Below are 21,817 nucleotides of genomic sequence, written 5' to 3'. Positions count from 1 at the left end.
AGGATGATCCTGGGTATCGGAACCGATCTGGCCAATATTGACCGCATCCAAGGTACTTTGGATCGCTTTGGGGATCGGTTTCGAAATCGGGTCTTTACAGAGACAGAGCAGCGCAAAGCCGAACGCAGGCTTGATGTGGCGGGCACATACGCCAAGCGCTGGGCCGCTAAAGAAGCCTGTTCCAAGGCGCTTGGTACTGGGTTGCGCATGGGGATCGCCTGGAAAGACATGGCGGTCAGCAATCTTCGCACTGGTCAGCCTGTCATGCATGTAACCGGTTGGGCTGCCGACCGGCTTGCCAAGATGACGCCAAAGGGCCATCAGGCGATCATTCATGTGACCCTGACCGATGATCATCCCTGGGCACAGGCATTCGTGGTTATCGAAGCGCGCCCTATCGCCAGTGATGAGGCTGAAATCCCTGCAGAAGCTTGACTCACGGCAGTTGCGCCCTCATGTAGCGCCGGACCCTTTTTTCTTTTTATCCCGGAGAGCCTGATGACGGCCAAAATCTCAGCCGGACAATCGATCCTCGAAACGGTGAAGACTGTTGTTTATGCCCTGCTCATTGCGGGTGTTTTCCGTACCCTCTTTTTCCAACCCTTCTGGATCCCTTCGGGTTCCATGAAGGAAACTCTGCTGATTGGCGATTTCCTCTTTGTGAATAAGATGGCCTATGGCTATTCCTATGCGTCCTGCCCCAGCCTGCGCATTGCGAGCGTTGGGATTGATGTCGACGCCAAGGATATCTGCGGATTCTTGGATGGTGAAAACACCAGAATTCTAGGATCCGAACCCGAGCGCGGCGATGTCGTGGTGTTCCGTCACCCGGTTCAGGGAGCCGATTTCATCAAACGTGTCGTTGGTTTGCCAGGTGACAAGTTGCAGATGAAAGACGGTCTGCTCTTTATCAACGAAGAACCCGTCGGACGCGAAGATGCTGGCAATTTTGAAGAACTGATGGCGCGTCAGGGGCCGCAGGGCAGTCACCCGCGTTGTGAAAATGCGCCAGTCGGGCAGGGTGGATCCTGCCTGAAAAGCCGCCAGATCGAAACACTGCCCGGTGGCAGCAAACATGTCGTTCTGAACATCACCAATCAGGGTGTTGACCATACTGGCGTCTATCAGGTTCCGGCTGGTCACTACTTCTTTATGGGGGACAACCGCGACAACTCCAACGATAGCCGGATGCCGCAAACCGCTGGTGGCGTTGGCTTCGTGCCTTATGAGAACCTCATTGGGCGCGCGGATCGCATCATCTTTTCCTCTGCAGGCCGTTCGATGCTGTTCTTCTGGACCTGGCGCAGCGACCGTTACTTCAAGGCAGTCGAGTGAAACTTTCAAAAGATATGCGCGCATTCGAAGAGCGCATAGGTTATCGTTTTAAACGCGTTGACCTGCTTGTGCGTGCGTTGACCCATCCATCGGTTTCTTCACCGAACCGGAAAGACAATCAACGGCTGGAGTTCTTGGGGGACCGGGTTCTTGGTCTTGTTATGGCAACAGCCATGCTGGAGAGCGACAAGGAGGCCAGCGAAGGTCAGCTTGCGCCCCGCTTTAATGCGCTGGTGCGCAAAGAAACCTGTGCGGATGTAGCTCGCGAGATCGACCTTGGCGCTGTCCTGAAACTGGGCCGTTCTGAAATGATGTCAGGGGGGCGCCGAAAGCTGGCGCTGCTTGGGGATGGCATGGAGGCGGTGATTGCCGCGGTTTACAAAGATGCGGGCTTTGAAGTCGCCCAGGATATGATCCTGCGGCTGTGGGGGCAGCGAATTTTTCAGGTTGAAGAAGACGCGCGCGATCCCAAGACAGCCCTGCAGGAATATGTGCAAGCGCGCCGCCAACCTCCGCCTGCCTATGTGCAGGTTTCCCGGCAAGGCCCGGATCACGAACCAATCTTTACCATCGCAGTTCGATTGCAGGATGGAACTGAAGAACAGGCCAGCGCCGGCTCCAAACGCCTGGCAGAGCAGGCCGCAGCCAAAGCGCTACTGGCGCGACTGGAGCAAAAGACATGAGTACACGTGCCGGATTTGTTGCCCTGATCGGTGAACCCAACGCGGGCAAATCGACGCTTTTGAATCGTATGGTCGGGGCCAAAGTCTCGATCGTCACCCACAAGGTGCAAACCACCCGCGCGCGGGTTCGTGGTGTTGCCATGGAGGGTGACAGTCAGATCGTCTTTGTTGACACGCCGGGCCTGTTTCAGCCTCGCCGTCGCCTGGACCGCGCCATGGTTGCTGCCGCTTGGGGCGGCGCTGCGGATGCGGATATCATCCTCCTGCTGGTAGAGGCACATCGGGGCATCACCGAGGGTGTTGAGCGTATCCTCGAAGGTCTTGCGGATATCGGTGAGGGGCGCAGGGTGGCGCTGGCGATCAATAAGATCGACCGGGTGCAATCCGAGGTTCTCTTGGGCCTCACAAAGGACCTGAACGAAAAATTCGATTTTGCCGAAACCTTCCTGATCTCTGCCGAACGAGGCCATGGGGTCGAGGATCTGCGCGGCTGGATCGCAAGTGAACTTCCCGAGGGGCCCTGGCTCTATCCAGAAGATCAGATCGCCGATCTGCCGATGCGGATGATTGCCGCCGAGATGACCCGCGAAAAACTCACTCTGCGACTGCATCAGGAACTGCCCTACCAGATGACCGTGGAGACGGAGAAATGGGAAGAGCGCAAGGATGGTTCAGCCCGGATTGATCAGGTGATCTATGTGGTGCGCGATGGCCACAAGGGCATCGTACTGGGCAAGCGCGGCGAGACCATCAAAGCGGTTTCTCAGGCTGCGCGGGAAGAGCTGACCGAGTTTCTAGGCCGCAAGGTGCATCTGTTCTTGCAAGTGAAGGTCCGTCCGAATTGGCTGGAAGAGGCCGAGCGCTATTCGGAAATGGGTCTGGATTTCAAAGACGGCAATTGATCCGTCCTTTCCTCTTGCCAGATGTTCTTCATCTTTCCAGAAATATCCCCGCCGGAGGCCCCCTCCGCCTGCCAAGCCCTCCGCCCTGTCGGCCGAGGTCCCCACAGAGGCCAAGATGACCAGACTAACTGCGCGTTTTTGGGTTGATGCCTATCTCTCTCGCCTGCGGTTCCAGGAAATCCCGGCCTTTGTCACCGCCCATGGCGATGACACTGCAGGTGCTGTTCTGGTCAAACTCAACACACTCGACGGCGCGGCTCAGGCTTTCCACCGGTCCTATGATCTGATGACTGGTGCGCGCCAATGGGTGGAGCTGATCAGCGGTGCGGAGACGGATGTGGATGCCGCAATTCGCAAGCAACAGGAATTTGATCCCGACCTCTGGGTGATCGAGGTCGAAGATCGTCAAGGACGTCACCTGCTGGATGAACCAGGGTTGGAATAGTTCCTAACCAGAGGGTTTCTGCGCTTTGCGACAAGAGGGCTTGAGCTTCCGGTGATCATGGGCTCTGTTTGGGCCAGCGCAGACAGGAGTTGGGTCCAGTGGAATGGCGGGATCATGGCATTTTGCTTTCGGCGCGTCGTCACGGCGAAAGCTCCGCTATCATTGATGTCTTCACCGAGGAGCACGGCAGGCACGCGGGTGTTGTCCGTGGAGGAGCGAGCCGTAGGCTTGCCCCCATCCTGCAACCCGGTGCGCAATTGGATTTGCTGTGGCGCGCACGTCTGGAGGAGCATCTGGGAAGCTATCAGGCAGAGCCCCTGCGCAGCCGAGCGGTGGCCGCGATGTCGGGCCGTCTTGCTCTTTCCGGGTTGAATGCTGTCACGGCTCTTTTGGGGTTTTGCCTGCCGGAACGGGAGCCACATCCAGCGCTTTATGCGTCCAGCGAACGACTGCTGGATTTACTGGAGCAGGAGGAGCTTTGGCCGCTTGCCTACCTGCGCTGGGAGATGGAGCTCTTGGAGGAAATGGGGTTTGGATTGGACTTGCTGGCCTGCGCAGTCTCTGGTCGTAATGAAGAGCTGGCCTATGTTTCCCCCCGAACTGGCCGCGCAGTCTCTCGGCAGGAAGCTGGACCCTGGGTTGCGCGGTTGCTACCTCTGCCACCGGTTATGCTGGGTAAGGGTGAGGCACCTGATCATGAGATTGCCGAGGGTTTGAAAACCACAGGGTACTTTTTGGAGACGAGACTGGCGCCAGCTCTAGGAAACCGACCCCTTCCTGAAGCGCGTGGGCGGTTTCTGGATGCCTTCAGTCGCCGACTGTGAAGAGCATCTCCCCGCCGTTTTCATTCCTCAGGATCAGTACGGATCCGGAAACCTCAGCCTCACGCATCTCCGCCAAGGAGGTCAGAAATTGCATCTCTTGTTTCATTTCTGGGCAGGCCCGGCGCGTCGTGGCAATCTGTTCTACTTGAAACCAAGGGTAGGGGGCGCTCTGCTTGCCATGAAAGCTGTTGCAAGGAGCCTGACCAGCGATCTGTCCTTTGGCTGGAAATGTGAGTATCCCTTTGGCCGGGAAATCTACGCTATTTATCTGCTGAAGGGTCCAGACCCGGTCTGCGGCGCCATAGCCGGTCAAGGTTTCATCGCGCCAGCAAGCGGTTAGGGTGCTCGCCAGGCAGGTACTCAGGACTATTGGGCGGAACATAGGAATGCGGATTCTCATTTGGCCAGTCAATAGGATTTCAAAAGTTTGAATAGCCTCTTCGCGTGGATTCCGCTTCATGATGACCCTTAAGTGAAAACAACCCGGCAGAGTGCCGAACTGTTTCGCATTGAGTTTTGGGATAGACCTCAGGCCAAGAGGCGGCGCGCAATGACTTGGGCCTGGATTTCAGCGGCCCCCTCAAAGATGTTGAGGATCCGGGCATCGCAGAGCACGCGGGAGATCTTGTACTCCATGGCAAAACCGTTGCCACCATGGATCTGCAGCCCGTTGTCGGCCGCGGCCCAGGCAACGCGTGCGCCCAGCAGTTTCGCCATGCCAGCCTCCAGGTCGCAGCGATGCCCGTTGTCCTTTTCCCAGGCCGAGAAATAGGTCAGTTGGCGGGCGACCATGATCTCCACCGCCATCATCGCCAGTTTACCGGAGACGCGGGGAAAGTTGATCAGGCTTTTGCCAAATTGCTTGCGGTCCTGCGCGTATTGCATGCCAATATCCAGAGCGGATTGTGCCACGCCGATGGCGCGGGCTGCGGTCTGGATACGAGCAGACTCAAAGGTCTCCATAAGCTGTTTGAAGCCTTTGTTCTCTTCTCCACCCAGGAGGTTCTCTCCTTTTACGTGGAAGCCATCAAAGCCCAGCTCATATTCCTTCATGCCACGATAGCCGAGAACCTCGATTTCACCACCCGTCATACCTTCGGTGGGGAAGGGCTGCTCATCGGTTCCCGGTGCCTTTTCGGCCAGGAACATCGATAGGCCCCTGTGGTCGGTGGTTTCGGGATCGGTGCGCGCCAGCAGGGTCATCACATGGGTGCGTGCGGCATGGGTGATCCAGGTCTTGTTGCCGGTGATTTTATAGTCGCCGTTTTCATCCTTGACTGCACGGGTGCGTAAAGACCCCAGGTCAGAGCCGGTATTCGGTTCAGTGAAAACCGCTGTAGGCAGGATCTCTGCACTGGCGATCTTTGGCAGCCAATTGGCCTTTTGCTCTTCTGTGCCACCGCAGAGGATCAGTTCAGCGGCGATTTCAGAGCGGGTGCCAAGGGAGCCGACGCCGATATAGCCGCGCGACAGCTCTTCGGAGACAACCACCATCGAGGCTTTGGAGAGGCCAAAGCCGCCGTATTCCTCGGGGATGGTCAGGCCAAAGACGCCCATCTCGGCCAGCTCTTCAATTACCTCCATCGGGATGAGTTCATCCTTCAGGTGCCAGTCATGCGCATGGGGTTCGACCTTTTCTGCGGCATAGCGGCGGAACTGGTCGCGGATCATCTCCAGCTCTTCCTCAAGGCCGGAGGCGCCAAACATGGTCGAGCCGCTCTGCTCCTGCATCAGTTCGACCAAACGGGTGCGGGCAGACTGGGTATTGCCGCCTTGGGTCAGGGTCATAACCGCAGGGGCCATCAATTCGCGCATGTCACCCTGTGAAAGCCCCAGGTCCTGCAGTCGCAGAATTTCCCCCTGGTTCATCTGGATGCCGCCATAGACCTGCCAAAGGTACTCACCAAAGGCGATCTGGTGGATCAGCTGCTCAAGTTCGCCAAAACCACCGCTTTCATTCAGACGATCGGCCCAGACCTGCATTTGCCGCAGGCTGTAAACATATGTCGCCAACCAAGAGAGCCCATGTGCGGCGGTCTGGTTCTCTTCAATCAGCTGGCCGGAAACGCGGCCCTCCTGCGAAACCATGTCGCGCACTGATTGGCGCGCCTTTTCCAGAATGGCCTCCAGCGGAGGCAGAGCCGCTGCGGTGAGTGTCAGCAGTTCGGGGAGCACAATCTGTTTCATCTGCAGGTCCTGTCCGTCATGGGCCATGAATCACGTCCTTCTTCCATCGCTTGGTGGTAAATCACTTTGCAGGTGCAGCGCAACAAAAATACGCCGCAATGCGGCAATTTGATAAAATATTGCGTGACAAAATTCTGCATGCTCTCTGTTTCTTCTGTGATAGAGCAGAAGTATGGAGCACTTTACTTCGCTGATTTCACCCGGGATTTCATCCTTTGACCTGTATCTTGCCTTTGCTGTCGCCCTGCTTGCAGGGACAGTGAAAGGCGTTGTTGGCTTTGCACTTCCGATGATCCTGGTTTCAGGTCTTAGCTTGTTTCTGGCACCAGAGCTCGCTTTGGCTGGGTTGATACTGCCCACCCTAGTTACCAATTGGATGCAAGCTCTGCGTCAAGGGTTGGGCGCTGCCTTTGCCTCGCTCAAGCGGTTCAAGGTTTTTCTTCTGACCGGTCTTGTTTTTCTGTTGCTCTCGGCGCAGCTGGTTCGGATTTTGTCGCAACAGGTGATGTTCCTGATGATTGGCGGGCCTGTGGTTCTATTTGTGCTGCTGCAACTGCTGGGCATACCCCTCCGGATTGCAAAGCCCACGCGTCTTGTCGAAATGGCGATTGGCGGGTTTGCAGGTTTCATCGGTGGGGTCTCCGGGGTTTGGGGGCCGCCAACCGTGGCCTATTTGACCGCGTTAGAAACCGAAAAGAGCGAGCAGGTCCGGGTCCAGGGGGTGATCTATGGGATGGGGGCGATTGCCCTGCTTTTTGCGCATATCGGCTCAGGCGTGGTACGTGCGGAAACCCTGCCCTTTTCGATCGTTCTGATTGCACCAGCGGTCTGTGGCATGTGGATAGGGGGGCGTCTCCATGATCGTGTGGATCAGAAGATGTTCCGTCGCGCCACATTGATTGTGCTGCTGTTGGCGGGCGCGAACCTATTACGCAGAGGCTTTTTCGTGTAACACCCTTCTTCAGGGGTTCTCGGAGAAGGCAGGTCTATGAGGCAGTGGAACGCGGAACAGCTGGCACTTGGCTCCATCTTGGTAGCATTGCTGGTGTTGGCGCTGAAACTTGCCGCCTGGTGGATGACAGACTCTGTCGCGCTGCTCTCGGATGCTTTGGAGACCCTGGTGAATGTGACTGGCGCGTTGCTGGCTTGGATGGCGGTGCATATCGCCAAACGCCCACCTGATACAGGGCATCCTTTTGGTCACTACAAGGCAGAGTATTTCTCGGCGGTGGCAGAAGGCATCATGATCATCATTGCAGCCCTGTTGATCGTGCAGCAATCGGTGCAGGCGTTGACCTCGCTTGGATCAACCGAAGACTGGAACCGCTTGGGGCTGGTGATCAACGCCTTGGCGATGTGTCTGAACCTGTTCTGGGCGCGACTTTTGATCTCGCGAGGCTCTGTGCTCAGCTCACCCGCCATTGCGGCGAGCGGCAGACATCTGATGAGCGATGTCTGGACTTCGGCAGGTGTCTTGATTGGGCTGGGACTGGCTCTGCTCACCGGGTGGGTGATCCTGGATCCGATCATTGCATTTTTTGTTGCGATCCACATCCTGCGTGAAGGCTTTGAAGTGGTGATTTCTTCGGTCAATGGCTTGATGGATTCTGCCGCACCAGAGGAAGAGCGCATCAGGATCGAAGAGATCCTGCATCAAAGCGCTGGCGGTGCTCTGCAGATGCATGGGTTGAAAACCCGCCGGGCTGGACCCGCACTTTTTGTAGAGTTCCACATGGTCGTGGACGGCCAAATGACTGTGCTGGCCTCGCATGAGATTTGCGACAGAATAGAAGACGCCGTCAAAGCCGAATTTCCGGACGCCCAGGTCATCATTCACGTTGAGCCCGAGAGCAAAATGGAACCAGCAGGAATAGCTCCGGCTTAATCCGAGGAAGCGATTGCATTCCGCCAGCGCTCCCGGCTAATGCAAGAAAAACGGGCACCGGCAGCAAAGGACAGGCACAATGGCGATGGAATGGGAACAACTGCTGAACCCGGGGCGCCTGTGCCGTCCTGACTATCCTGAGGCTCCGGGCCGCCCGGCGCATCTGCAGGACTATGACCGGATCCTGTTTTCCGAACCCTTTCGCAGGCTGGCGCAAAAGACCCAGGTGCATCCGCTATATGAGCATGACCATGTACACCACCGGATGATCCATAGTCTGGAGACTGCGAGTGTAGGCCGCTCTCTGGGGGTGTTGGCTGGCCAGAAGATGATGGAGCAGGGGCTTGTTGATGCCTCTCAGCGAGATGTGATCGCGGGCGTGGTCTCCTCTGCCTGTCTGCTGCATGATATTGGAAACCCGCCCTTTGGGCACTCCGGTGAGGATAGCATCGGCGCCTGGTTTGCTATACAGTTCCGCCTTGGGACCGGAGTTTCTGCAAATGTTCCTACTGATTTACAGGCTGAATTCGAAGAGTTTGAGGGCAATGCCCAGGGTTTCCGTATTGCCGCACAACTCGAGATGGGGCGGCGCGAAGGGGGGATGCGGCTATCCTATGCGACCCTGGGCGCCTTTATGAAATACCCCTGTACCGCTGAGGCCCGCCGACTTTCCCACGGAGGGTATGTTGGCCTGAAGAAATTCGGCGTGTTCCAGAGTGAAGCTGCGCTGTTTGAGGAATGCGCTGAAGCGCTGGGCCTTCGATCAGAGGGAACTGACGCAGCCCGGACCTGGCGCCGCCATCCATTGGCCTTTCTTGTCGAAGCTGCGGATGATCTTTGCTACCGTATTCTGGACCTGGAAGATGCGGCAACTGTGGGTGATCTGTCGACGCAGCAGGTGCTGACCTATCTGGAGGAGATTGGCGGCAAGCCGAACAGGGCGGATGACCCGATGATGTCTACACGGGAGATCATCGCCATGCGCCGCGCTGTTGCGATCAACAATTCCATTGAAAGCGCGGTCGAAGCCTTCATGACCAACTATGATGCCATCATGGCCGGGGAGTTCAGCGATGGTTTGATGGAGGTCTCCTCCAAAGCCGGGGCATTTGCGGGTATGAAAGAGATTTCAAACGAGCGGATCTTTACCGCCCGCCGCAAGACCGAACTGGAGATCGCGGGCCGCCGTGTGCTGCATGATGTGCTGGATCATTTCCATGGTCTTTATCAGGATTTGCAAGATTGTGGCTGGGATGCAGAGCATCTTCTGTCGCGTGATAGCTATTGGGCCAAACTGGTGCGCGCGGTGGATCTCGATCTGCGTGGAGTGAGTGACCCTTATAGCGCCATGCACAGCCTTGGTGATTTTGTCTCGGGGATGACGGATCGCTATGCTTTAAAGGTGAGAGACATGGTTGTGGGGCGGATCTAATCCAAAAGGTCAGTATTTGTACAATATCGCCCCGGTCGAGGTCGTGCCCTGACAAATTGAAGCGCAAAAAAAGAGCCCCAGCTTTGCTAGGGCTCTCTCTTTTTTGAAAAGGCCTGGGCAATTTTAGCCGATTGCAGAGGCTTTCACATCGTCGTCAATGTAGGGCAGGTACTGCTCAAAGTTGTCCGAGAACATCTGAACCAGTTTGGCGGCCTGTTTGTCATAGGCGGCCTGGTCGTCCCAGGTGCGGCGCGGGTCCAACAAAACTTCTGCAACACCAGGCACGGTGACGGGAACGTCAAAGCCGAAGTTGCTGTCCTTGCGGAACTCGGCCTCGGCCAGGGAGCCGTCTAGGGCTGCCGTCAGCAGTGCACGGGTTGCACGGATCGGCATACGCGAGCCAACGCCATAGGCGCCACCGGTCCAGCCGGTGTTGACCAGCCAGCAAGTTGCACCATGCTGGGCAATCTTGTCACGCAGCAGGTTGCCATAGACCTCTGGGCGACGCGGCATGAAGGGCGCGCCAAAGCAGGTTGAAAAGGTGGGCTCCGGCTCGGTCACGCCGCGCTCTGTTCCGGCCACCTTGGAAGTGAAGCCCGAGAGGAAGTGGTACATTGCCTGGGCAGGTGTCAGACGTGCGATGGGAGGCAGTACACCAAAGGCATCACAAGTCAGCATGATGATGTTCTTGGGGTGGCCGCCGATGGCAGTCTCGGAGGCATTGCCGATATAGTGCAGCGGATAGGCGCAGCGCATATTTGCGGTCAGGCTGTCGTCCTTGAAGTCCAGCTCTTTGGTGTCCTCGTCGAACACCATGTTTTCGATCACGGTACCGAATTTGGAGGTGGTGGCGTAGATCTCTGGTTCTGCTTCGGCGTTCAGGTTGATCGTCTTGGCATAACAGCCGCCTTCAAAGTTGAAGGTGCCGGTGTCGGCCCAGCCGTGCTCATCATCGCCGATCAAAACGCGGTCAGGATCAGCAGAGAGCGTGGTCTTGCCGGTGCCGGAGAGGCCAAAGAAGACTGCGGTGTCGACCGGGTTGCCCTTGGCGTGGTTGGCCGAGCAGTGCATTGGCATGATGCCTTTTTCAGGCAGGAGGTAGTTCAGCAGGGTGAAGACAGACTTCTTGTTCTCGCCCGCATATTCGGTGCCACCAATCAGGATCATCTTGCGATCGAAATTCATCGCGATGACAGTTTCCGAGCGGCAATCGTGACGCTTGGGGTCGGCCTGGAAGCTGGGGCAGTTGATAACGGTGAAATCCGCAACAAAATCATCCAGGTCTTCGCGGTCAGGGCGACGCAGCATGGTGCGGATGAAAAGGCCGTGCCAAGCCAGCTCTGTCACCACGCGAACGTTGATCGAGTGTTTCGGGTCGGCGCCACCAACCAGATCCTGTACCTGGTAGTCGCCACCTTTCATGTGCTCCAGCATGTCGACATAGAGATTGTCGAAACCTTCCGGCGTCATGGCGGCGTTGTTTTCCCACCAGATGGTGTCTTTTACACTGTCGGATTTGACGACGTGCTTGTCTTTGGGAGAGCGGCCAGTGAACTTGCCGGTGGTGACAAGAAAGGCGCCGCCATTGCCCAGGGTGCCTTCGTTGCGCTTTAAGGCCGCCTCAATCAGAGCAGGTTCCATGAGGTTGTATTGGACATTTCCAAGTCCCTCGATACCTTGGTCTTCGAGGCGGAAATTTGGATTTACCCGTCCAGTTGCCATGTGTTCTCTCTCCTGTGGCGGCAAAAGCCGCTTCAATAGTAGATGTGCGCCCGAATATTGCGGGAGCTGAAACGTGCCGGTAGCGACACCGGTTGCCGGGGTCTTAGCATGACGCTTCTATGACTGAACAGGACGGTTTGGCGCAGTTAGCGCCATCAAGGCGGAGTTTAGCGCAACCATGTTTTGTGAGCGCTGCTCAAACGCGTTTCTTCAGGCGATAATAAGACATTTTTGCCCTAATTGTGTCGAAAGAGCGCCGTGATTCGCCAATGGGGATTGATTCGCTAGCCCATAAGAGCGATTAAGGTTCGTAAAAACAGGCTATAACAGAGCAGATTTAGGGGCAAATCCAATGTCGAAGATTGCTTTGGTGGATGATGACCGCAATATTTTGACCTCAGTGGCGATGACACTCGAGGCCGAAGGATTTGAGGTCGAAACCTACAATGATGGGCAGGCCGCACTGGATGCCTTTAACAAGAAACTGCCGGATATGGCTGTGCTGGACATTAAGATGCCCCGCATGGACGGCATGGATCTTTTGCAGCGGCTGCGTCAAAAGACGCAGATGCCAGTGATTTTCCTCACCTCCAAGGATGACGAAATCGATGAGGTGCTGGGGCTGCGCATGGGGGCTGACGATTACGTCAAGAAACCCTTCTCACAGCGCTTGCTGGTGGAGCGGATCCGGGCCCTGCTGAGGCGCCAGGAAGCAATCAGCAACGATGAGGAAGGCGGGACCGCCACTGCGGAAACCAAGGTCATGGAACGGGGCCAACTTCGGATGGATCCACTGCGCCACGCGGTTAGCTGGAAGGGTAAAGATGTTTCCCTGACGGTCACTGAGTTTCTGTTGTTGCAGGCTTTGGCGCAGCGCCCGGGTTTTGTCAAAAGCCGAGATCAGCTGATGGATGTGGCCTATGATGATCAGGTCTATGTTGATGACCGCACTATCGACAGCCATATTAAACGGCTGCGCAAGAAAATGCGTACCGCTGATTCGGATTTTGCGGCGATCGAAACGCTTTATGGTATCGGTTACCGATACAATGAAGAATAAGCTCTGCACCCTGGTTAAGGGAGGGCCGCACAGATGCGCGATACGGGTCTGAAGCACAATTCAAGCGATGGTGATGTGGTTCTGGGAGATGATTGGGTCGCCCCGGACAAAACCGTTGGATCCGAAATGCAAGCCAAGCGCGCGCGCCGTGGCTTGCTATCGCTCAAGGGCTCGCCGCTGACGCGCAAGATTATCACGTTCAACCTGATCGCGCTGATCATCTTGGTCGCGGGGATCCTGTATCTCAATTCCACACGCCAGAGCCTGGTAAAGCAGCGCGCGGGCGCTCTGGTCGCCGAAGTTGCTTTGATCGCGGATGTCTTTGAGGCGGTATTGCCTTCGGCAGGGGCGGTTAACCTCTCCACCAATGATGGCATTGATACAGCGGCTACACTGCAGGGATTGACCCTGCGCGGCGGTGTTGAAGCTTTTGTTTTTGATCCTTCGGGTCATCTTGTGGCCCAGGTCACCGGTGTTAACCGCTCGGATCAGTTGAACGCATTGAACACCGGCAAAGAGCAACCCACGCTGATTTCGGATGGGTTGTCTGCACTTTGGTCAAAAGTTGGTGGCCTGTTCCAAGCGCAGGATGCTGATGTGGGGACCATCAAGCCGGTTGAGGAGCAGCTGCGCGAAATCACCCAGCGTTTCATCAATGGCACCGCTGGCATCGATGTCATTGTGGACACGAGCGGCGGCACCGTTATTTCAGCTGTAGCGCCTATTCTGAATGATGGCCGACCCATCGGGGCGGTCGCTTTGACCTCGCCTGCGGGGGAGATTGACACCCTGGTGCGCGGGGAGCGGGAACAGGTTCTGCAGATGTTTGTGGTAGCTTTGCTGGTTTCGGTGGGGCTCAGCCTGGTGCTTGCCTCGACCATCGCAAACCCGCTGGCTGATTTGGCCGAAGCTGCAGAGTTGGGCCGGGACAGAGATGCACGAAAGGCCCAGCAACCTGGGCGTATTCGCATTCCTGATCTCTCTGCACGACCGGATGAGATCGGCCGCCTTAGTCGTGCCCTGCGCGGGATGGTCAAAGCACTATACAGCCGTATCGACAGCAACGAGCAGTTCGCTGCGGATGTGGCCCATGAAATCAAAAACCCACTGGCAAGCCTGCAATCCGCGGTGGGAACTCTGCGTATGGTCAAACGAGATGATCAGCGTGAGAAGCTCATGGATGTGATTGAGCACGACGTGCGTCGCCTCGATCGTTTGGTGAGCGATATTTCGAATGCCTCGCGTTTGGATGCGGAACTGGTCAAAGAGGAAGAGGAAGAGTTCAACCTCATTCAGATGCTGAGTAACCTGAACCAGTATCTCGGAGAGGATGCCCGTGCGAAGGAAATTGACTATATCACCGACCTGCCGCAGCGGTCGGTCATGATCCATGGTCTCGAAGCACGTCTTGCTCAGGTCTTTGTCAACTTGATCACCAATGCCATTTCCTTTTGCGAAGAAGGAGATGCAATCAGAGTTTGGGCACGCCGCCGGGAAAACAGGGTTCTCGTGGTTGTCGAAGATACTGGCCCCGGGATTCCCGAGCAGGCGCTGTCAAAGATCTTCAAGCGATTCTATTCGCAGCGACCTGTTGAGCATTTCGGCAATAATTCCGGCCTGGGTCTGGCGATTTCCCAGCAAATCGTAGAGGCGCACGGAGGGGTCATCTGGGCGGAAAACATTCGACCAACTGAGGCGGATGTGACGTCAGAGCCTCTTGGCGCGCGCTTTGTGGTGGGGTTACCGGTCTGATCTGACATGCCTGCAGCTCCCGCCTCTCGCAATATTCTGCACGCAACCTGCGTGGCCTGTGAGGCGCGCGGGCTGCTCATCCTTGGTGCCTCTGGTAGCGGGAAGTCATCTCTGGCATTGCAGCTTTTGGCCTATGGGGCGGAACTGGTCGCGGATGATCGTGTAGAACTCTGGCGCGAGGGGCCATCGGTGATTGCTGCAGCCCCCGCTGCGATCAAAGGGCTGATCGAGGCGCGTGGATTGGGGCTTTTGAATGCGGTTGCAAGCGGTCCGATCGAAGTCGCAATTGTGGTGGATCTGGACCAACTTGAAAGTGATCGGCTCCCTGCACAGATTGAGATAGACTTAATGGGGCTTCAGCTTCCTTTGTTCAAGCGAGTCGATGCCCCTCATTTTGCACCAGCCCTGTTGCAGCTATTGAAAAACGGAGCCTTGGATCCAGATGCCAAATCATAGTGGCAAAGCCCCCCCTATCGTTCTGGTGACCGGGCCTTCCGGGGCGGGGCGCACAACCGCCATCAATGTGCTGGAAGACCTTGGCTTTGAGGCAATCGACAACCTGCCGCTACGGCTTTTGTCTGGACTAGTGGAAGCTGCCGGCAGCCAGCGCCCGATGGCACTTGGGTTAGACAGCCGCAATAGAGATTTCTCCCCTGATGCACTGCTTGAGGTGATCGAGATGCTCGCCTCGAGAGAGGAAATGGAACTTACGGTTTTATACCTTGAGGCGAGACGAGATGTATTGCTGCGTCGCTACTCGGAAACCCGTCGTCGGCACCCGATGGCGCCCGCAGAAACCCCTGAGGTTGGCGTAGCGCGCGAGCTGCGCCTGATGGAACCGATCAGGGAACAGGCGAGTCTCCTCCTCGATACCTCCGAGATGAATGTTCACCAGCTGAAAGCCGAAATCGAGCACCTCTTTGCGCCAACGGGGCGGAGCCTGGCCATTTCCGTACAGAGTTTTTCCTACAAACGCGGCGTACCGCGCACCGTTGACCTGATCTTTGATTGCCGCTTTTTGAACAACCCCTACTGGCAAGAGGATCTGCGGCAGCTTGACGGTCGGTCAGAGGCGGTTCAGGAGCATGTAAAAGGGGATGCCCGCTATGACGGGTTCTTTGAGAGGGTCCTGGATCTGACCAGGTTTCTTCTTCCGGCCTATAGAGATGAAGGCAAGGCTCACCTCTCGGTTGCATTTGGCTGTACCGGTGGTCAGCACCGTTCGGTAACGCTTGCGGAATCCCTTGCAAAAGCCCTTGCGGAAGAGGGGCAGCAGGTGTCAATTAGGCACCGCGAGCTGCAAAGCTAGCGAAGAGATTGAGAGGCGACAGGGTTGATTGGGATCGTAATCGTTGCGCATGGTGGGCTGGCAAAGGAATACCTGGCTGCGGTGGAGCATGTCGTGGGTCCACAGCCGAACCTCTCGGCCATTGCGATTGCACCCGAAGATGACCGCGAAAACAAGCGCTGCGAAATCTGCGAAGCCGCAGACCAGGTCGATAGTGGTGATGGGGTTGTGGTCGTCACGGATCTTTTTGGAGGATCTCCCTCCAACCTCAGTCTACGTGCCTGTGCCCCTGCCAATAGGCGAATCCTATATGGTGCGAACCTTCCAATGCTGATCAAGCTGGCCAAATCTCGTCACCTCGCGGTGGGGGAGGCCGTGCGTCAGGCAATGGAAGCCGGGCGTAAGTATATCAATTCTCAGAATGTGAATCCCGATTCAGAACAGGCTTCCTAAATGGCATTTAAGACCTTGAAAATTGTCAATGAAAAGGGCTTGCACGCCCGTGCTTCGGCCAAGTTGGTAGAAGTCGTCGAGAGCTTTGATGCATCAGCGGAGGTTTCCAAGGACGGGATGTCAGCCTCCGGTGATAGCATTATGGGGCTTTTGATGTTGGCAGCGTCGAAAGGAACGACTATTGACGTCGAGACTTCGGGGCCGGACGACAGCGCGCTTGCAGAGGCGTTGGAAGCTCTTGTGGCGGATAAGTTCGGGGAAGGGTTCTGAAGAACCGGAATAGCGTTTTACGGGAATGGCACTTTGGCGGATACCGCACATGAGCAAGAGAGCGGCCACCAGACTGAGGCGGCTCAGGATGGAAGCACTGGCGAAGTCTATGATCGCCGGACACTGACCTACGCCAACTCCTTTGACGACCGCTGGACCTCGACGGCTATCAAAACCATTGAATGGTTGACGGGTAAGTTGCGCATCCTGCGCATGGTCAACAAGTTCGAAAAGCAGAACGCGGATTATCGCGGTCAAAAGTTCTGGCGTGGGGCTCTCAACATCATGGGGATTGATTTGCTCACCCCCAAAGAGCAGATCGCCAATATCCCGGCAGAGGGTCCGGTGGTCATTGTCGCCAACCACCCGCATGGCATGGTGGACGGGATGATCTTTGCGGATCTGATTGGGCAGGTTCGACAGGACTACCGCATCTTGACCCGCTCCGTTCTGACGGGCCTTGATGAGGCTGCCACCTCTTTCATGATCCCGGTGCCCTTTCCGCATGATCCGGAAGCGCAGAAAAAGATGGTGGAGATGCGGGCCAAAACCATGTCTCATCTGAAGGCGGGGGGTGTGGTTGCTCTATTTCCATCTGGGGTCGTGATGTCTTCTGAAACCTGGTTCGGGCCGGCGATCGAGCAGGAGTGGAATGTCTTCACTGCTCAATTGATCCGTCGATCAGGCGCGCGAGTTGTGCCAATCTTCTTTCCAGGCTCAAACTCACGTTGGTATCAGATTGCCAACAGGGTCTCGCCAATCCTGCGTCAGGGCCTTTTGCTGCATGAGATTGTGCGGTCTTGCAATAAGCCGCAGGCACCTGTGGTCGGTAAGCCTCTGACGGATGCGGAGATGGAGCCACTGCAGAGTGATCCCCGCGGCTTTATGGCCTGGTTGCGAGAGCATACCCTCAGCCTTGGTAAAAATAGCTAGCCTGATCCGTCTCTTCATAAGCCCGGAAATTTCCCGGGGGTGATTTAGTCTTTGACCAAGAGGGGGCTGGCCCCCTCCAGAACCCTTGCCAATCAGCGTGTCGGTACCGGAACCTCTCCGCGATAGTCGTAAAAGCCTCGCTGGGTTTTGCGGCCCAACCAACCGGCTTCAACATATTTGGTCAACAATGGGCAGGGGCGGTATTTGGTATCGGCTAGGCCGTCATGCAGCACGTTCATGATCGCAAGACATGTATCCAGCCCGATGAAATCCGCCAGCTCCAGGGGGCCCATGGGATGATTGGCCCCGAGTTTCATTGATTCATCAATGGACTTCACCGAACCCACCCCTTCATAGAGTGTATAAACGGCTTCGTTGATCATCGGCATCAGGATGCGGTTGACGATGAAAGCAGGAAAATCTTCGGCACTGGCCGAGGTCTTGCCAAGACGTGCTACAACTTCCTGACAGGCTTTGAAGGTAGGCTCATCCGTCGCAATGCCACGGATCAGCTCCACCAGCTGCATCACGGGCACAGGGTTCATGAAGTGGAACCCCATAAAGCGCTCAGGACGATCAGTGCGGCTGGCCAGGCGGGTGATCGAGATCGAGGATGTATTAGAGGTGAGAATCGTATGCGGCTGCAGATGCGGAAGCAGATCTTCAAAGATGGCCTGCTTAACGGTTTCACGCTCTGTGGCTGCTTCGATCACCAGATCGGTCGCACCAACATCAGCGAGGGTCAGCGTGGTCGAAATACGCGACAGGGTGGCATCAACATCGGCTTCCGCAATCTTGCCGCGACCAGCCTGGCGGGCCAGGTTTTTGTGGATGGCGGCCAGCGCTGCATCTAGCGACTGTTGGTTGATGTCATTCAAAACAACATCATAGCCAGCCAAGGCCATAACATGTGCGATCCCGTTGCCCATTTGACCCGCGCCTATGACGCCGATTTTCTTGATATCCATGCTCTTGGCTCCCGCTTTGCCTGCGAGGCCGATCTTATCGGCGCGCTTGGGGCAGGCACAAGCCTAGGCAGGTGGAATTTTAAGTGAATTTTCACTTTAGGGAATTTGCAATCTTTCGGCGTCAGATTGATTCTGGGTGAAAAATTTGGTGGGAGCTATGAGCTACGAACTCAAAAGCGCTGCGGCGCTTGCGGGGGGGACGTGCTGCTATGCCGGGTCTCGGCTGCAGGTGCGTGGTCCCAAGCGCGATTTGAATTCTCCGTATATCGCGTTTCTAGGCGGTTCCGAAGTCTTTGGTCGTTTTGTTGAGAGGCCCTTTGCCTCTGTTACAGAATCTTTGTTGCAATTTCCTTGCTTAAACCTGGGGGGTACTAACGCCGGGCTTGATACCTTTGTGACGGATGATGGCCTTGTTGGGGTTGCACAGGAAGCGGAGCTGGCGGTGGTTCAGCTACTTGGGGCGCAGAATATTTCCAACCGGTTCTACCGGGTGCATCCGCGTCGCAATGATCGGTTCTTGCAGGCGCATCCGGCGCTAAAGGAGTTGTACCCCGAGGTCGATTACACGGAGTTCCATTTCAACAAGCATCTTCTGACTACGCTGCAAGCCCTCTCAAAAGAGCGGTTTGAAGAAGTGAAGGGACATCTGCAACAAACCTGGATGACCCGGATGCTGGAGCTTATTTCACAGCTGGGAGGGCAAGTGGTTCTTCTGTGGCTGGACTATGATCTGGATTGCCGCTCTTCCTTTAGTCAGGAGCCGGTTCTTGTTGATCGTTCCATGGTCATTGAGTTGGAAGGTCAAGTCCTAGGATTGCTGGAGCTTTCAGTTGCGACAGCTGGCCAGGCAAGAGATTTTGAGAACATGAGCATGGGAGAGCTGGACTACCCCGCAGCGCAGCATGTGCTGGGCCCCAAGGAGCACAAGCGGATCGGTTGTGCTTTGGCCGAGCTGCTGCAGGAATTTGCCAGAGGCGATTGATACCGTCCCGACAAGCGTTTTTCTGGTAAACTAACGGGGCCAGCGGTTTTGCCGCGGCCCCGTTTCTTTTGTGATGCGGGTTCCAAAGCAAAAGGCCCGCCAGATGGCGGGCCTTCGCAAATTGAGTTTCAGTGGCGAACTTAGCCAAGCTTTTCGGTCAGTGCAGGCACTGCTTCAAAGAGGTCGGCAACCAGACCAAAGTCAGCAACCTGGAAGATCGGCGCTTCTTCGTCTTTGTTGATCGCAACGATAACCTTGGAGTCCTTCATACCAGCAAGGTGCTGGATCGCGCCGGAGATGCCGACAGCGACGTAAAGCTCAGGGGCAACAACCTTACCGGTCTGACCCACCTGCCAGTCGTTTGGAGCATAGCCGGAGTCAACCGCCGCACGGGAGGCGCCAACAGCAGCACCCAGTTTGTCGGCCAGAGCTTCAATCAGTTTGAAGTCTTCTTCGGAGCCAACACCGCGGCCACCGGAAACAACAACACCAGCCGAGGTCAGCTCGGGGCGGTCGCTTGCGGCGACTTTGTCTTCAACCCATTCGGACAGGCCGGGGTTGTCGGCAGCAGAGATGGTTTCCACGGAAGCAGAGCCACCTTCGCCAGCCGCATCAAAGGATGCGGTACGAATGGAGACGACTTTCTTGGTGTCGTTCGACTTCACGGTCTGGATCGCATTGCCTGCATAGATCGGACGCTCAAAGGTGTTGCCATCGACGACACCGGAAACGTCGGAGATCACCATCACGTCCAGGAGGGCCGCAACCCGCGGCAGGACGTTTTTGGCGTCGGTGGTGGCCGGAGCAACGATGTGCTCATAGTCGGATGCCAGACCAGCGATCAGGGCTGCGGTCGGCTCCGCCAGGCGGTGGCCCAGAGAAGCGTCTTCGGCAACCAGAACCTTGGCAACGCCTGCGATCTTGGCGGCTTCAGCACCAGCAGTGGCAGCGGCAGCGCCAGCGGCCAGAACTGTCACGTCACCCAGCGGAGCTGCTGCGGCAACGGCTTTTGCGGTTGCGTCCAGCGCCAAGGCGCCATCGGTCACTTCAGCAAGGAGAAGAACAGCCATTACACAGCCCCCGCTTCTTTGAGTTTCTCAACCAGCTCATCGACAGAACCAACCACGATGCCAGCGGCGCGGGCCGGGGGCTCTTCGGTCTTGACGATCTCGAGGCGTGGGGTGACGTCGACGCCGTAGTCCGCTGCGGTTTTCTCATCCAGAGGCTTTTTCTTTGCCTTCATGATGTTTGGCAGCGACGCATAACGCGGCTCGTTCAGGCGCAGGTCCACGGTGATGATGGCTGGCATCTTCACGGAAATGGTCTGCAGACCGCCGTCAACCTCACGGGTGACTTTTGCGGATTCGCCTTCGATGTCCAGCTCAGAGGCAAAGGTGCCCTGGGACCAACCCAGAAGAGCAGAGAGCATCTGACCGGTGGCGTTCATGTCGTTGTCGATCGCCTGCTTGCCACAGAGCACAACGCCGGGCTGCTCTTCCTCGACTACTTTGGCCAGGATTTTTGCAACGGCCAGGGGCTCGATGTCGGTGTGGACGTCGTCAGCAGCGACAACCAGGATCGCGCGGTCCGCACCCATGGCGAGAGCGGTACGCAGGGTTTCCTGAGCCTGCTTCACGCCAATCGAAACCGCAACCACCTCATCAGCCTTGCCGGCTTCTTTCAAGCGGATGGCTTCTTCGACAGCGATTTCGTCGAAGGGGTTCATCGACATTTTAACATTGGCGAGATCGACACCCGATCCGTCCGCTTTGACGCGAACTTTCACGTTGTAGTCAATCACGCGTTTGACAGGCACGAGTACCTTCATTTGCGTTCTCTCCTTAACAAATGGCGCACCACCGGAGCGGCTGCCGCTATGCTCTCGCGCCGTTGATACCGGCTCTCAGTCTGGTGCAACAGGGAAAAATCGTCACGTTTTGTGTCGCGGACGTCGCGTTTGACAAATTGGCACGACTTTATCGCAAGAATGTTTCTTGAGGGCTGCTGGGGTTTCGTATTCGCCCGTCAAAGCATCCGTAAAACTACGTGCCTCGCCGAATTAATGAGAGTAGCCCCGCGAATCGCAGGACAATACTCAATAGCGGGGCGCGGAGTGGTCACTTAGCGGTTTGCGCCAGGGACCCATAGCACATCGTTCAGCCCACCGGCATTGGCCTGGCGCGCCGCGACAAAGAACCAGTCTGACAAGCGATTCAGGTATTTCGCCGCTGCTGGATTGATCTCTTCCAATGTTGCCAGCTCTGTAGCCAGACGCTCCGCGCGGCGGGCGACCGTACGGCAGACATGCAGCTGGGCTGCAAGGCGGCTGCCTCCGGGCAAGATAAAGCTGCGCAGGGGCTGTAGCTCTTTGTTCATTAGGTCGATTTCTGTCTCCAACCGATCGATCTGCGATTGGGCGATGCGCAGGGGCGGATATTCGGCCTCTGCGTCCTTTTCCATATCTGGGCGGCAAAGGTCGGCGCCCAGATCAAACAGATCATTCTGAATGCGCGAGAGAGCCTTATCCATATCGCCCTCTGCCTCCAAACGGGCAACGCCGATGAAGGCGTTCAGCTCATCAGAGGTGCCATATGCATTGACACGGGCATCGTGCTTGGCGACGCGGTCGCCATTGCCCAGTGCGGTATCACCTTTGTCGCCGGTGCGGGTGTAGATCTTGTTCAGAACGACCATGA

25 protein-coding genes are annotated in these 21,817 nt (G+C 56.6%); 18 read left to right on the top strand and 7 right to left on the bottom strand.

The annotated features are described in order from the left end of the window. Positions 1-3: 3 nt before the first annotated feature. The 6 genes from acpS (at position 4) to recO (ending at position 4,189) form a co-directional block, all read left to right on the top strand. Positions 4-435 carry a holo-ACP synthase gene (acpS, locus tag RSK20926_RS13840; protein WP_008207607.1) on the top strand — a complete coding sequence of 144 codons (432 nt, stop codon included), beginning with the start codon at positions 4-6 and terminating at the stop codon, positions 433-435. A 63-nt stretch (positions 436-498) separates the two neighbouring features. Next, on the top strand, positions 499-1,335 hold the full coding sequence (gene lepB / locus RSK20926_RS13835; protein ID WP_008207605.1) for a signal peptidase I: 837 nt from the start codon (positions 499-501) through the stop codon (positions 1,333-1,335). Next, positions 1,332-2,018: a ribonuclease III gene (gene rnc, locus RSK20926_RS13830; protein WP_008207603.1), complete on the top strand. Its 687-nt coding sequence runs from the start codon at positions 1,332-1,334 to the stop codon at positions 2,016-2,018. The genes lepB and rnc overlap by 4 nt, the downstream gene beginning before the upstream one ends. After that, on the top strand, positions 2,015-2,920 hold the full coding sequence (era, locus tag RSK20926_RS13825; protein WP_008207601.1) for a GTPase Era: 906 nt from the start codon (positions 2,015-2,017) through the stop codon (positions 2,918-2,920). Before rnc ends, era begins: the two co-directional genes overlap by 4 nt. A gap of 115 nt (positions 2,921-3,035) precedes the next feature. Further along, a complete protein-coding gene (locus RSK20926_RS13820) occupies positions 3,036-3,365 on the top strand; it encodes a DUF1491 family protein (protein WP_008207599.1) in 330 nt (109 codons plus the stop codon). Between the two features lie 98 nt (positions 3,366-3,463). Beyond that, complete coding sequence (gene recO / locus RSK20926_RS13815; protein WP_037255201.1) at positions 3,464-4,189, top strand: DNA repair protein RecO; 726 nt, start codon at positions 3,464-3,466, stop codon at positions 4,187-4,189. Here the strand turns inward: recO and RSK20926_RS23195 are convergent. Beyond that, entirely contained in the window at positions 4,173-4,427 is a 255-nt protein-coding gene (locus tag RSK20926_RS23195) for an META domain-containing protein (protein ID WP_232281905.1), read from the bottom strand. The two genes, recO and RSK20926_RS23195, sit on opposite strands and share 17 nt — an antisense overlap. Here RSK20926_RS23195 and RSK20926_RS23190 point away from each other — a divergent pair. After that, on the top strand, positions 4,368-4,529 hold the full coding sequence (locus RSK20926_RS23190; RefSeq protein ID WP_232281906.1) for a hypothetical protein: 162 nt from the start codon (positions 4,368-4,370) through the stop codon (positions 4,527-4,529). The genes RSK20926_RS23195 and RSK20926_RS23190 overlap by 60 nt on opposite strands. A gap of 188 nt (positions 4,530-4,717) precedes the next feature. Here RSK20926_RS23190 and RSK20926_RS13805 read toward each other — a convergent pair whose 3' ends face one another. After that, positions 4,718-6,403: an acyl-CoA dehydrogenase family protein gene (locus RSK20926_RS13805; RefSeq protein WP_008207594.1), complete on the bottom strand. Its 1,686-nt coding sequence runs from the start codon at positions 6,401-6,403 to the stop codon at positions 4,718-4,720. A gap of 145 nt (positions 6,404-6,548) precedes the next feature. Here RSK20926_RS13805 and RSK20926_RS13800 point away from each other — a divergent pair, with 145 nt between their 5' ends. From RSK20926_RS13800 to dgt, 3 genes are all read left to right on the top strand, one after another. Beyond that, complete coding sequence (locus tag RSK20926_RS13800) at positions 6,549-7,328, top strand: sulfite exporter TauE/SafE family protein (protein WP_008207592.1); 780 nt, start codon at positions 6,549-6,551, stop codon at positions 7,326-7,328. 36 nt (positions 7,329-7,364) lie between these two features. After that, on the top strand, positions 7,365-8,261 hold the full coding sequence (locus RSK20926_RS13795; protein ID WP_008207591.1) for a cation diffusion facilitator family transporter: 897 nt from the start codon (positions 7,365-7,367) through the stop codon (positions 8,259-8,261). Positions 8,262-8,340: 79 nt separating this feature from the next. Then, a complete protein-coding gene (dgt, locus tag RSK20926_RS13790) occupies positions 8,341-9,693 on the top strand; it encodes a dGTP triphosphohydrolase (RefSeq protein ID WP_008207590.1) in 1,353 nt (450 codons plus the stop codon). A gap of 123 nt (positions 9,694-9,816) precedes the next feature. On the opposite strand, the gene RSK20926_RS13785 is transcribed toward dgt, so the two are convergent. Beyond that, positions 9,817-11,415 carry a phosphoenolpyruvate carboxykinase gene (locus RSK20926_RS13785; RefSeq protein WP_008207589.1) on the bottom strand — a complete coding sequence of 533 codons (1,599 nt, stop codon included), beginning with the start codon at positions 11,413-11,415 and terminating at the stop codon, positions 9,817-9,819. A gap of 352 nt (positions 11,416-11,767) precedes the next feature. On the opposite strand from RSK20926_RS13785, the gene RSK20926_RS13780 reads away from it, so the two are divergent. From RSK20926_RS13780 to RSK20926_RS13750, 7 genes are read left to right on the top strand one after another with little or no spacing between them, the layout of a single operon-like run. Then, entirely contained in the window at positions 11,768-12,475 is a 708-nt protein-coding gene (locus tag RSK20926_RS13780; protein ID WP_008207588.1) for a response regulator transcription factor, read from the top strand. Between the two features lie 33 nt (positions 12,476-12,508). Continuing rightward, on the top strand, positions 12,509-14,227 hold the full coding sequence (locus RSK20926_RS13775) for a sensor histidine kinase (protein WP_008207587.1): 1,719 nt from the start codon (positions 12,509-12,511) through the stop codon (positions 14,225-14,227). 6 nt (positions 14,228-14,233) lie between these two features. Then, positions 14,234-14,683: an HPr kinase/phosphorylase gene (locus RSK20926_RS13770; protein ID WP_008207586.1), complete on the top strand. Its 450-nt coding sequence runs from the start codon at positions 14,234-14,236 to the stop codon at positions 14,681-14,683. Then, positions 14,670-15,536 (top strand): RNase adapter RapZ, encoded by an 867-nt coding sequence (gene rapZ / locus RSK20926_RS13765; protein ID WP_008207585.1) that lies wholly within the window; start codon positions 14,670-14,672, stop codon positions 15,534-15,536. The genes RSK20926_RS13770 and rapZ overlap by 14 nt, the downstream gene beginning before the upstream one ends. A gap of 24 nt (positions 15,537-15,560) precedes the next feature. After that, a complete protein-coding gene (locus RSK20926_RS13760) occupies positions 15,561-15,968 on the top strand; it encodes a PTS sugar transporter subunit IIA (RefSeq protein WP_008207583.1) in 408 nt (135 codons plus the stop codon). Further along, entirely contained in the window at positions 15,969-16,238 is a 270-nt protein-coding gene (locus RSK20926_RS13755; protein WP_008207581.1) for an HPr family phosphocarrier protein, read from the top strand. It abuts the gene before it with no gap. A 33-nt stretch (positions 16,239-16,271) separates the two neighbouring features. After that, a complete protein-coding gene (locus tag RSK20926_RS13750) occupies positions 16,272-17,171 on the top strand; it encodes a lysophospholipid acyltransferase family protein (RefSeq protein ID WP_008207579.1) in 900 nt (299 codons plus the stop codon). Positions 17,172-17,263: 92 nt separating this feature from the next. Here the strand turns inward: RSK20926_RS13750 and RSK20926_RS13745 are convergent, their stop codons facing one another. Further along, a complete protein-coding gene (locus RSK20926_RS13745) occupies positions 17,264-18,139 on the bottom strand; it encodes a 3-hydroxybutyryl-CoA dehydrogenase (RefSeq protein WP_008207577.1) in 876 nt (291 codons plus the stop codon). A 157-nt stretch (positions 18,140-18,296) separates the two neighbouring features. Here RSK20926_RS13745 and RSK20926_RS13740 point away from each other — a divergent pair, with 157 nt between their 5' ends. Beyond that, entirely contained in the window at positions 18,297-19,121 is an 825-nt protein-coding gene (locus tag RSK20926_RS13740; protein WP_008207575.1) for a DUF6473 family protein, read from the top strand. 140 nt (positions 19,122-19,261) lie between these two features. Here RSK20926_RS13740 and RSK20926_RS13735 read toward each other — a convergent pair whose 3' ends face one another. The 3 genes from RSK20926_RS13735 to RSK20926_RS13725 form a co-directional block, all read right to left on the bottom strand. Continuing rightward, positions 19,262-20,191: an electron transfer flavoprotein subunit alpha/FixB family protein gene (locus RSK20926_RS13735; protein WP_008207574.1), complete on the bottom strand. Its 930-nt coding sequence runs from the start codon at positions 20,189-20,191 to the stop codon at positions 19,262-19,264. After that, a complete protein-coding gene (locus tag RSK20926_RS13730) occupies positions 20,191-20,949 on the bottom strand; it encodes an electron transfer flavoprotein subunit beta/FixA family protein (protein WP_008207572.1) in 759 nt (252 codons plus the stop codon). The genes RSK20926_RS13735 and RSK20926_RS13730 overlap by 1 nt, the downstream gene beginning before the upstream one ends. A 293-nt stretch (positions 20,950-21,242) precedes the next feature. After that, positions 21,243-21,815 carry a cob(I)yrinic acid a,c-diamide adenosyltransferase gene (locus tag RSK20926_RS13725; protein ID WP_037255157.1) on the bottom strand — a complete coding sequence of 191 codons (573 nt, stop codon included), beginning with the start codon at positions 21,813-21,815 and terminating at the stop codon, positions 21,243-21,245. Positions 21,816-21,817 lie beyond the last annotated feature (2 nt).

Origin of the sequence: Roseobacter sp. SK209-2-6 (assembly GCF_000169455.1) — a bacterium.
Classification (GTDB): domain Bacteria; phylum Pseudomonadota; class Alphaproteobacteria; order Rhodobacterales; family Rhodobacteraceae; genus Pseudophaeobacter.
The sequence above is the reverse complement of the archived record's forward strand: the minus strand, read 5'-3'. Positions and strand labels throughout refer to the sequence as shown.

Bases quoted from the DNA above. Each gene is read 5' to 3' on its own strand.
- acpS (WP_008207607.1), top strand. From the start codon at position 4: ATGATCCTGGGTATCGGAACCGATCTGGCCAATATTGACCGCATCCAA.
- lepB (WP_008207605.1), top strand. From the start codon at position 499: ATGACGGCCAAAATCTCAGCCGGACAATCGATCCTCGAAACGGTGAAG.
- era (WP_008207601.1), top strand. From the start codon at position 2,015: ATGAGTACACGTGCCGGATTTGTTGCCCTGATCGGTGAACCCAACGCG.
- RSK20926_RS13820 (WP_008207599.1), top strand. From the start codon at position 3,036: ATGACCAGACTAACTGCGCGTTTTTGGGTTGATGCCTATCTCTCTCGC.
- RSK20926_RS23190 (WP_232281906.1), top strand. From the start codon at position 4,368: ATGAAAGCTGTTGCAAGGAGCCTGACCAGCGATCTGTCCTTTGGCTGG.
- RSK20926_RS13805 (WP_008207594.1), bottom strand. From the start codon at position 6,403: ATGGCCCATGACGGACAGGACCTGCAGATGAAACAGATTGTGCTCCCC.
- RSK20926_RS13800 (WP_008207592.1), top strand. From the start codon at position 6,549: ATGGAGCACTTTACTTCGCTGATTTCACCCGGGATTTCATCCTTTGAC.
- RSK20926_RS13795 (WP_008207591.1), top strand. From the start codon at position 7,365: ATGAGGCAGTGGAACGCGGAACAGCTGGCACTTGGCTCCATCTTGGTA.
- dgt (WP_008207590.1), top strand. From the start codon at position 8,341: ATGGCGATGGAATGGGAACAACTGCTGAACCCGGGGCGCCTGTGCCGT.
- RSK20926_RS13785 (WP_008207589.1), bottom strand. From the start codon at position 11,415: ATGGCAACTGGACGGGTAAATCCAAATTTCCGCCTCGAAGACCAAGGT.
- RSK20926_RS13780 (WP_008207588.1), top strand. From the start codon at position 11,768: ATGTCGAAGATTGCTTTGGTGGATGATGACCGCAATATTTTGACCTCA.
- RSK20926_RS13775 (WP_008207587.1), top strand. From the start codon at position 12,509: ATGCGCGATACGGGTCTGAAGCACAATTCAAGCGATGGTGATGTGGTT.
- RSK20926_RS13770 (WP_008207586.1), top strand. From the start codon at position 14,234: ATGCCTGCAGCTCCCGCCTCTCGCAATATTCTGCACGCAACCTGCGTG.
- rapZ (WP_008207585.1), top strand. From the start codon at position 14,670: ATGCCAAATCATAGTGGCAAAGCCCCCCCTATCGTTCTGGTGACCGGG.
- RSK20926_RS13755 (WP_008207581.1), top strand. From the start codon at position 15,969: ATGGCATTTAAGACCTTGAAAATTGTCAATGAAAAGGGCTTGCACGCC.
- RSK20926_RS13745 (WP_008207577.1), bottom strand. From the start codon at position 18,139: ATGGATATCAAGAAAATCGGCGTCATAGGCGCGGGTCAAATGGGCAAC.
- RSK20926_RS13740 (WP_008207575.1), top strand. From the start codon at position 18,297: ATGAGCTACGAACTCAAAAGCGCTGCGGCGCTTGCGGGGGGGACGTGC.
- RSK20926_RS13735 (WP_008207574.1), bottom strand. From the start codon at position 20,191: ATGGCTGTTCTTCTCCTTGCTGAAGTGACCGATGGCGCCTTGGCGCTG.
- RSK20926_RS13730 (WP_008207572.1), bottom strand. From the start codon at position 20,949: ATGAAGGTACTCGTGCCTGTCAAACGCGTGATTGACTACAACGTGAAA.
- RSK20926_RS13725 (WP_037255157.1), bottom strand. From the start codon at position 21,815: ATGGTCGTTCTGAACAAGATCTACACCCGCACCGGCGACAAAGGTGAT.